This is a genomic window from Pseudoalteromonas sp. T1lg76 (assembly GCF_002964725.1).
GTDB lineage: Bacteria > Pseudomonadota > Gammaproteobacteria > Enterobacterales > Alteromonadaceae > Pseudoalteromonas.
The window spans coordinates 130,338-139,781 of record NZ_PQCE01000002.1 but is presented as its reverse complement, the minus strand read 5'-3'; the positions used below and the strand labels follow the sequence as shown (position 1 = coordinate 139,781).

Genomic DNA, 9,444 nt, shown 5'->3' with positions numbered 1-9,444 from the left:
CATACTTGAACGACTCGATATTAGCCCAGTAAATTGGCTGTCCCTGACCACCTCGTTCACCAAGGTTTTTCACGGTGCGGTGGGTAAGGATCAAGCATTAACAACCTATTGTCAGCATCAACACCGAAAACGACGTGTGGATTTAAGCAACAGCCAAGCGCTGTTTGCTTAGGCAACGCTTCTTTCCTCTCTATTCTTGACCAGGCTCGCGAGAGGCAGGCTTCGCACGTCCAAAATTCACGAAAATGATAATAACGAAAGGTAAATCGACGAAAAACGTTCAAACTGGGCAATACTCGTTTTAAAATCCATCTCCCCTCATTACGTTGCAAAAACTCTATCTTTAAAATGGCTGTCTTGGTTATGTCTTTTAAGATGGGTGTCTTTATTATTTTTTTTAAAGTGGGTGTCTTGTTTACTCCCGAGTTTTATCGCTGCGCGCGCTTTTTCATCTCCTAAAATAGCGCCAACTGGTCGTAGCAGTGCATAAAATAGTCTATAACTATTTCAAATAACTGAATAATTGTATTTTCACACTTAAGTCGTAGCTATTTTTTCTTTCAATCTTTTTTTTTGTTGATAGGATGTTTCCTAAAGGTTAAATCGGCTGGCCTGAGTTAGCCGCGATAACCATCATAGAAATTATAATAAGTGCTTTAGCTTACTCTTCTTCCTCTCCACCCTCAGGTGCGTCAATTGAGCAAGAAGAGCAGGCAGGATAATCAACAGGACATATATGACAACACATCGATTAAATATGCTGGCAGTTGCCGTCGGCTTAGCCGTTTCTACGGTCTCAGTGCAGGCTGAAGAGTCACAACAAGTCAAAGCAGATGAAAAAATTGAAGTAATTTCGGTACTGGGCTCGCGCATGGCCAATCGCACGGCCACAGAGTCTACATCGCCGGTTGATTTGATTGACTCGGACGACCTAAATAAGGGCGGCTTTACCGAACTGGGTCAAAGCTTACAGGCTACTGCGCCTTCGTTTAACTTTTCTCGTACCCAGGTGTCGGACGGCTCTGACTTGTTCCGTCCCGCGACTCTTCGTGGTTTACAGCCGGACCAAACCCTGGTGCTGATCAATGGTAAGCGTCGTCATAACCAGTCTATCTTTGGCCTAAATGGTACGGTCGGCGCGGGTGCGGCGGGTACCGACATGAACGCTATTCCATTGATTGCGCTAAAAGGCGTTGAAGTTTTGCGTGATGGTGCCGCTGCGCAATATGGCTCAGATGCCATTGCCGGTGTTATTAACCTTTCTTTAAACAATTCAACTGGTGTTACAACAGGTTACGTTCAAGCTGGCAGCACAGGCGAGGGTGATGGTGATACCATTTCCATCGGCCTAAACCGTGGCTTTGATATCGGCGATGACGGTGGATTTATCAACTTCTCAGTTGAATATCGTGATGCTGATGGCACCAACCGTGCCGAGCGCGACATTGGTGGCTCGGTCGATGTGCCGTATGGCACCTTATCCGACGAAGTGCGTTGGGGACAGGGTAATGCCGATAGCGAATTTACCTCACTGTTTTACAATATGGTCCTGCCTATGGACGACATCGAGCTGTATTCGTTCGGTGGCTACTCAAACCGTACTGCCTTGGGTAATGGCTTTTATCGAAACTTCGATCAGGCCGCCAAAAACGTGGTGCAGGTTTACGGCGATGGTTTCTTACCGCGCATTGATAACGAGGCGGAAGATATTTCCTTCGCTCTTGGTCTTCGCGGCGAGATAAACCCGGATTGGGGCTATGATGTTTCAGCGGTTTATGGTGAAAACACCTATGACTTCCACTCAAAAAACACCATCAACGCCTCATATGCGGCCGAGTATGTGTTCAATAACCCGGATGCATCGGATGCGGATATCATAGCCAATGCAGGCCCTCGCGGTGGTTATTCTGGTGGTTTCCGTTTTGATCAAACCACGGTTAATGCGGATCTAAATGGTACGCTTGATATCGGCCGCGCAGATCCTGTGTATCTGTCTGTTGGTGCCGAATACCGTAAAGAGAATTATGAAATCGTCCCAGGTGAAGAAGCCTCTTATGCTTGTGGTTTGGCCAATATGGATACCTCTTACCCGTCGGTAAACGATCCTGATCAGTTTGCCGAGTGCGGTTTCCAGGCCTATAACGGCTTGCGTCCTGAAGCCTCAAACGATGAAAGTCGACACAGCTATGCCTTGTATGCGGATGCCGAAACCTTGATCACCGACGCTTGGCAGGTGAGTGCGGCGCTGCGTTATGAAGATTTCTCCGATGCCGGCGACGACATCATAGGTAAACTTGCGACTCGCTATGAAGTAAATGATGACTTCGCCATTCGAGGTGCAATTTCGTCGGGCTTTAGAGCGCCGTCACTACAACAAAGTGCTTACACTGCCTACACCACTAACCTGGGTGCCAGTGGTGAATTAGAGCAGTCGTTTACGGCAACGGCTGGCTCGGATTTCCCTTCTGCTTTGGGTGTGGATAGCCTGGAGCTTGAGAGTTCAGAAAACCTGAGTTTTGGCTTTGTTTGGGATTTCAGCAGCGAGTTGTCGCTTACCGTTGACTTCTATCACGTTGAGATTAAAGACCGCATTACTCTAGGTAGCTTGATGTCTGCCGAAGATGTGGCCTTCAGCCCAGAAGCTGTGGCAGCCCTTAACGCCACAGGTGCTGCGCAGGCAAACTACTTCTCTAACTCGGTAGACTCAACCACCAAAGGGGTGGATATCATCGCCGCGTATAACACAGATTTATACGATGGTGCTTTCTCAGCGACCTTCGCCGGTAACTTAAATGAGACCGAAATCGACGATGTAAACGCGCCGCAGGGCATCCCTGATAACATTGCCCTAGATGATCTACAACGTAGCTTCTTAACCGATGGCCAACCAGGCGAGCGTGCAACTTTAACGTTCGAATATGAGCGTGGCGATTACAACAGCATGTTGCGTTTTAACTATTATGGTGAAACCGATGTGAGTTACTTCGGTCAGGATCACATCCCTCTACCGGATGAGTTGTCACCTACGGGTTCATTTAAAGACACCAGTACCGTTGAATCAGCCGTGCTAGTGGACGTAAATGTGGGTTATCACCTGTCTGATGAGGTAATGCTGTCTGTGGGTATCGACAACCTGTTTGACGAAACGCCGGATGAGCTAGGTGAAGATGAAGTGCTTGATTTTATTTCAAATCAGGCATTTAAATACCCGCTTCGCGCAGTGCCTTATGGTTTTGATGGTATGACCTACTACGCCAAAGTAAGTTTTAGCTTCTAAACGCTAACGAATTAAAAAAGCACGCGAAAGCGTGCTTTTTTGTGCCTGTCACTTCTGCGCGTAACGCCTAGCGTTTATCGCCTATTGCGTAGCAACTAGTTGCTGCAGTTTTTCCCGCGGCAGGGCTTATCGCCGCCCCCACCGCTGCCCCCGCCGCTTTCGGTAACATCCACACCTATCCAGTTCGACCAGCTTGATGCGCCGCTGTTATTAAATGCACGTAGACGATAGCGGAAGGTGCCTGTGCCGCTGGCATCCACCAAGGCGGTTTGGTCTGCACTGACAGGGCCAATAGAAGTGGTGGATTGCCACACACCCGCTAGTTTTTTATGGGCCTTTTCTCGTTGCAGCTCATAGCCGCTTTCGTCGCTTACATCATTCCAACTTATGACTGCGGTGCCATCGCCACCATCAAGAACCGCAAAATTTCCCGGCGTCAGAGGTGGCAGCGGATTGCTGCTGGCATTGAGGGCACCGGCCAGATTCAAGCGTCCATTTAGCGACCAGGCCTGCATATTCTGGCCTCCGGCTCCACTGACATCGGCACCTTGCTCCAGGCGCTCACGCACCGCCTGGTTACAGGGCACACCGGGAGCCGCTTCGCAACTAGCAGGGTCGGCCAGGCCATCGCTATAAAAGTGCGCCCAGACCACAGCCGCCGCGCCGGCAACAAAGGGGCTGGCCATGGATGTGCCGGAATACCAATCCAGGCAGGCATCGTTATCGGGGTCAAAAATCGTTCCCAGTATTTCCGCGTAGAAAACACAGAGCTCATTGGGAACCGTGGAGATAATATGGTCGCCGGGCGCCATCATGGATATCCAGTTACCGAAATTAGAAAATGAAGCCCTGTCATCATTTCGCTCCGTGGCACCTACGGCCAACACAGGGTCATAGGCCGCCGGATAGGTGAGGGTGTTAACACCGTCATTACCCGCTGCAGCGATAAGCACTGCGCCTTTGCTCCAGGCATAGTCGACGGCATCGGACTCTGTTTGTGTCCAGCCGCCTAAGCCTGCAGGCTCACCGTTTTCATCTACGGCATCGCTGGCATAGCTCATATTGATCACATGATAGCCGTTATCGGCGGCGTAGGTGATCGCCGCTGCAGACGAAGACACAGGGCAGATACCGACTATCACATAAATGCCCAATGGCGGCATTAGATCTATGGTGTATTCAAAACAGGTTTTCAGGTTACCCACGGCGCTGTTCCAGCCAACCCCGGCAATGCCTATGTCATTGTTGGTGGCCGCTGCGGCTATGCCCGCCACATGGCTGCCGTGAGCGGCGACATCATCGAGTGTGGTGCTGTAGTCGGTGACAAAACTGACTTCTTCGACGCATTTTCCTGGGGCAATAAATTCAAGGCTGCCACCGGGGCGAGCGGCGGTGCGGCAGTCGACGCCGGTATCGAGAATGGCAATTTTCACCTGGCTGGAGCCGGTGCTGATATCCCAGCCTTCTGGCGCATCTATATCCGCGTCCACCCGACCGATAAATTCTTGCAACCCAGTTTGCGGGTTCATCAGCAATTGCCCGGTATTATTCAGACCCCATTGCTCTTTAAACCATTGGTTGTCGGTGCCGGTGGGCGGTGGATCCTGTCCTTCATCCGGGATCAATAAGACTCGATAGTGATCTGGCTCGGCGTAAAGGACATTGGGGTTATTGCTGAACATCTTGATGCTTTTGCCGACACTGCCAGCGGGCACTTTAATGATATGCACGCTGAGCGGGGATATGACTCTTTGTGGTGAGCCGCCGGCCATGGCCGCCAGCTGGCGAACCTCTTCAGCCTTGGTACCCGGTTTGAATTTCACCAGCACCCGATCCGGGGCGTAAGCGGGAATGTCATAGCGGCCTGGAACCTCGACGGCACCCTCTATGGTGCTAGGAGCTGCATGGGCATGGCTATAACTCAGGACAAACAGTAGCGATAACAAAAGACGATGAAAACTTTGCACTTTTTCTCTCCTTTGAACTTTTTAAATGTTTCCTGTCGGCGTTACCGCAAGGTCATCTCCTGACCTTAGGCCCGTTACTGTGCACTTAGTTACCAAATGGGATGCAAATATTGGCTGCCAATTTTGGATGTTAAGAACAGCCGCACAGACCAGCTTAACTTCCTAAGTCTAGAAGCCTTTTGCGTCATGGCAATGTTCAATGTTGTGATTGGTACTTTAGGGTTAAGGATGAATAGGGACAAAAAAGCCCCGCATGCAGGCGAGGCTCGATTTACTAGTTTCATTTCGCTTGGCGTATTACTTATGTTCCAACTGATTATGAATACTGGCGACCAATTCCCTAGGAATGCAAAGCTGATTTGCCAGCGCCTCCAGGTAATGAGTAGAGGCGGCTTGTTGCAAGTCGATAGCAGTGACGCTGGCGGCATACACCTCGATACCGGTTTGTGCATCCGGCACTGTGTTTACTAGTTCGGACAAGGTCATGGGCTTTCGCAGCTCATCGAAGAGCATGGCTTTTTCCGTGACCGTAAGGGCCATATTTTCCACGCTGGCAAAAATCTTTTGACGCTCCGCTTCGTCGATATGGCCATCGGCATAGGCGGCGGCTATCATCGCCCGCATAAGCAGTAATTGCCCCGACTCATTGTTATCATCGACCACCTCGGTAAAGGCCTGCTCTGGCATGCGTGCCGGGGTGTAATCAAAGGTGCGGCCACTGCTATTGGCCGAGTGCGTGTCCTGAGCTGATTGCGGTGGGTATTCCCTGTTTACCTGGCCCGATTGGCTGGTCTCGCTTTTTTGCGAATATTGCTGGTAGGCCTTCCACGCAAGCCCACCCACGGCGGCTAAGGCGCCATATTTAAACGCCTTTTTACCCACCTTCTTACCTTTTTTGCTTGTTGCCAGGTTGGTTAATCCGCCACCGGCCACGCCGCCTAAGAAGCCACTGAGCGCTCCTGATTTATTCAGGCTGCCCACTAATTTTTGTAACTCTTTCATCACTGCGTCCTTTTCTCTGTGGTGAGCACACCATATGCCAATTTTTTTGAAATGAAAACGGCGGTTTTGTTACAAAGCGCTACAAGGGCAGCCAAGTCTAGATGCGATCCTTGGGCGTTGAGGTTAGGGTACACATGGTATCAATCCAGCCGCTTGGTGAAACGCTTGGCAGCGGCGATAATACCGAAAATGGTAAAGGCGCTAAGCCAGAGTGAGTCTTGCCATAAACTGCTGATTTCGGCGCTGCGCAGCACCAGGGCTCTGATCATGCGAATAAAATGCGTTGCGGGCAGGGTTTCAGCAAGCCATTGTGCCGCAACGGGCATGCCTTCATAGGGAAACATAAACCCCGAAAGTAAAATGGACGGCAACAACACAAACAGGGTCATTTGCATCGCCTGCAACTGGTTTTTGGCAAAGGTCGAAATTAACAGCCCCAAGGTCAAACTGGCAGAAATAAACAGCAGAGAACTCAACAAGATATCCAGAGGCTTGCCATTGATCGGCACATCAAACAGAAAGTGGCCTAAGCCTAAGACGATCACCACCTGAATTAAGCCGACGAAAATATAGGGCACAATCTTGGCTATCATCAGCTCAAGGGGGCGTACCGGGGTGTTAATTAACAGCTCCAGGTTACCCCTTTCCCGCTCGCGCACTATGGCAATGCTGGTGAACAGCACCATGGTCATGCTCAAGATGATGGCAAGTAAACCGGGCACTATATTCACCGCAGTTCTGCGGCTGGGGTTGTAATACAGGGCGATTTCAAAGGTATTGCCGGCACTCCCTAATGCCTGTTGGCTATTGGCTGATTTAGGGTCGAGCGTAAAAGGCATATTCTGCAAGGCGGAGATAGCGCCGCCAATAACGCTGTCGGTGCCATCAACCAGCCAGTGTGCAAGGGCCCGCTGTTGCGCCAGGCGCTGATTGATATCATGAGGAATGACGAGTACCGCCCGCACTTCACCGGCTTGTATGGCGGCTTTTGCCGCTTCTGGGGTCTCAAAGGCTTTTGTAAAATCAACTACCTGGGTTGCGCGCACGGTTTCAAGCAGCAAGCGTCCGGTTTGATTATGGCTTTGGTCGACGAAGGCGACGGGGATATGACGTACATCGGTATTGATGGCATAACCAAACAACAGTAGTTGTATTAAGGGAATAATCACTATCATGGCAAAGGTAAGGCGATCGCGCGTCAGCTGCTTTACTTCTTTGAACATCACGGCACGAATACGGACAAATGAGATCATGCTCGGCTCGCTCCGGTAACGCTCACAAACACATCTTCCAAGGTGGGGCGCGCCAGGGTCAGCTCCACCTGCTGTAATTCCGGGAATTGAGATTTAAGCCATGCGATAGGGTTTGCGACTTGCTCATCGACCAGAACCCTAAGCCGTACTCCTAACTGCGCGGCGGAGCGCACCTGTTTATTGGCAATCAGTTTAGATTTTAACGAGCGCAAGCCAGTAGTTTTAACCTCAACTATGTTTACCCCCATATTGCGCATTAACTCTTCCGGCGAGCCATCGGCCCGTATCACCCCGGATTCCATAATCGCCAAGCGATGGCAACGCTCCGCTTCGTCCATATAGTGAGTGGTGACCAAGATGGTGGTGCCTAGCTCGGATAAGTCGAATAACTTCTCCCAAAAATTACGGCGATTTTCTGGGTCCACGGCGGAGGTTGGTTCATCTAAAAACAAGAGTTCGGGCTTGTTAATGGTGGCGCAGGCCAAGGATAAACGTTGCTTTTGGCCGCCGCTCATGCCGCCGACAATCTGTTTTTGTAATTTATCCAGTCCGTAGGTTTGCATCTGCTCCTGAGTGCGACTTTTGAGTTTGGCTCTACTGATACCGTAAATTTGCCCCATAAAAAGCAGGTTTTCTGCCACCGTTAAATCTTCATATAACGAGAATTTCTGGGTCATATAGCCGATCCGCAGCCTTAATGCGTCCGCCTGCTTTGGGATGCTCAGCCCTAACACCTCAACCTGGCCAGCAGAAGGAGTGAGCAGCCCGGTAAGTACGCGAATAGTGGTCGATTTGCCGCAGCCATTGGGCCCCAAAAAGCCATAAATTTTGCCTTTTTCCACATTCAGCGAAATATTGTTGATGGCCTTTAGGTCACCAAATTGCTTGGTGACATTATGAGCCTTAATCACTAATTCGCCCATGCTTAGCGCACCCTTAGCGCAGCTTTATCTGCACGGGAATACCCGCAGGCAGGGCGTTGGTGCTCGCCGGTAAGTCAATTTCGGTCAGATAGACCAGGCGCGAGCGATCGCCTTCGCTCATGCTGCGATAGGGGGTAAAGGCGGGTTCCACGGACACCCAGCGAATAATGCCGGCGACTTCATTTTCCACCCCATCGATGCGCACCATTATTTTTGTGCCGGCGGCCATTTTCGCCTTGTATGGCTCGGGAACATAAACCCGGGCATAGGGAGTGCTGTTGGCCTGTATGATTGCCACTATACTGTTTTCTTTCACCCGCTCGCTATGTTGTAGGGGAGTGAGTCTAAAATGCCGTCGCGAGAGGCCCTGATGGTCATATCCGCTAACTGGGCTTGTTTATACTGCACATCCGCTTGCGCCGCTTTGAGTGCAAACTGAGCTTGTTGAATGTCTTCTATCCGAGAACCGCTTTGCAGTTTGTTGAGGCTTTGATGTGCTACCTCGACAGCCGCTGTGGCCGAATCTCGGGTGGCAATGGTGTTATCCAGCTCCGCTTGTGAGGCCAGGGATTTTGCTACCAGCTCATGTGCGCGCTTCAGCTGCAATTCGGCCTCATGGGCGCGAGCCTTTGCCGAGGCCAGGTTCGCCTCAGCAGCGCGAATGTCTTCTGCTCTTTCGCCATTGAGTAATTTGGTCAGCTGCATCTGGGCTTGCTGCTCAAGCGCCTTGGCCATATTTAAGGTGGCCAATTGCTTTGTTTGATTAAATTCAACCAGGATATCGCCCGCTTTGACCTCGGCGCCTTCGGCAATGGGTTGAGCCGTGATCACCTCATTGGCGGTGGCCAGCAAGGTCACCCTGTCACGCTCAAGAATACCGAAAGCGGTATTTGAGTCGCTGTCGCTGCATGCCATTAAGCTGGTTAGCAAAACGAACCAAAGCGGGATGTATCTTAATTTCATGTAGCTCGCCCAAGGTTAGGAGCAAATTAGTAAATCACGTCCTGTTAGATATAAGTTTA

7 protein-coding genes are annotated in these 9,444 nt (G+C 50.7%); 1 reads left to right on the top strand and 6 read right to left on the bottom strand.

Translation table 11 applies throughout. From position 1 onward, the window contains the following. The first annotated feature begins 736 nt into the window (after positions 1–736). On the top strand, positions 737–3,277 hold the full coding sequence (locus C2M35_RS00570) for a TonB-dependent receptor plug domain-containing protein (RefSeq protein ID WP_105214526.1): 2,541 nt from the start codon (positions 737–739) through the stop codon (positions 3,275–3,277). 95 nt (positions 3,278–3,372) lie between these two features. Here C2M35_RS00570 and C2M35_RS00565 read toward each other — a convergent pair whose 3' ends face one another. The 6 genes from C2M35_RS00565 to C2M35_RS00545 all read right to left on the bottom strand — a co-directional run bounded on the left by C2M35_RS00565 (position 3,373) and on the right by C2M35_RS00545 (position 9,385). Beyond that, positions 3,373–5,244: a S8 family serine peptidase gene (locus tag C2M35_RS00565; protein ID WP_105258851.1), complete on the bottom strand. Its 1,872-nt coding sequence runs from the start codon at positions 5,242–5,244 to the stop codon at positions 3,373–3,375. Positions 5,245–5,541: 297 nt separating this feature from the next. Next, positions 5,542–6,246: a tellurite resistance TerB family protein gene (locus C2M35_RS00560; protein WP_105264388.1), complete on the bottom strand. Its 705-nt coding sequence runs from the start codon at positions 6,244–6,246 to the stop codon at positions 5,542–5,544. Positions 6,247–6,386: 140 nt separating this feature from the next. Further along, entirely contained in the window at positions 6,387–7,499 is a 1,113-nt protein-coding gene (locus C2M35_RS00555; protein ID WP_105264387.1) for an ABC transporter permease, read from the bottom strand. Then, complete coding sequence (locus C2M35_RS00550; protein ID WP_105258848.1) at positions 7,496–8,422, bottom strand: ABC transporter ATP-binding protein; 927 nt, start codon at positions 8,420–8,422, stop codon at positions 7,496–7,498. Before C2M35_RS00550 ends, C2M35_RS00555 begins: the two co-directional genes overlap by 4 nt. A 13-nt stretch (positions 8,423–8,435) precedes the next feature. Then, positions 8,436–8,720, bottom strand: a complete 285-nt coding sequence (locus C2M35_RS15700; protein ID WP_199774368.1) for a hypothetical protein — start codon at positions 8,718–8,720, stop codon at positions 8,436–8,438. A 14-nt stretch (positions 8,721–8,734) separates the two neighbouring features. Beyond that, positions 8,735–9,385 (bottom strand): HlyD family secretion protein, encoded by a 651-nt coding sequence (locus C2M35_RS00545; protein WP_199774367.1) that lies wholly within the window; start codon positions 9,383–9,385, stop codon positions 8,735–8,737. Between the last annotated feature and the right edge of the window lie 59 nt (positions 9,386–9,444).

Coding starts and splice junctions, on each gene's coding strand:
- C2M35_RS00570 (WP_105214526.1), top strand. CDS start 737: ATGACAACACATCGATTAAATATGCTGGCAGTTGCCGTCGGCTTAGCC.
- C2M35_RS00560 (WP_105264388.1), bottom strand. CDS start 6,246: ATGAAAGAGTTACAAAAATTAGTGGGCAGCCTGAATAAATCAGGAGCG.
- C2M35_RS00555 (WP_105264387.1), bottom strand. CDS start 7,499: ATGATCTCATTTGTCCGTATTCGTGCCGTGATGTTCAAAGAAGTAAAG.
- C2M35_RS00550 (WP_105258848.1), bottom strand. CDS start 8,422: ATGGGCGAATTAGTGATTAAGGCTCATAATGTCACCAAGCAATTTGGT.
- C2M35_RS00545 (WP_199774367.1), bottom strand. CDS start 9,385: ATGAAATTAAGATACATCCCGCTTTGGTTCGTTTTGCTAACCAGCTTA.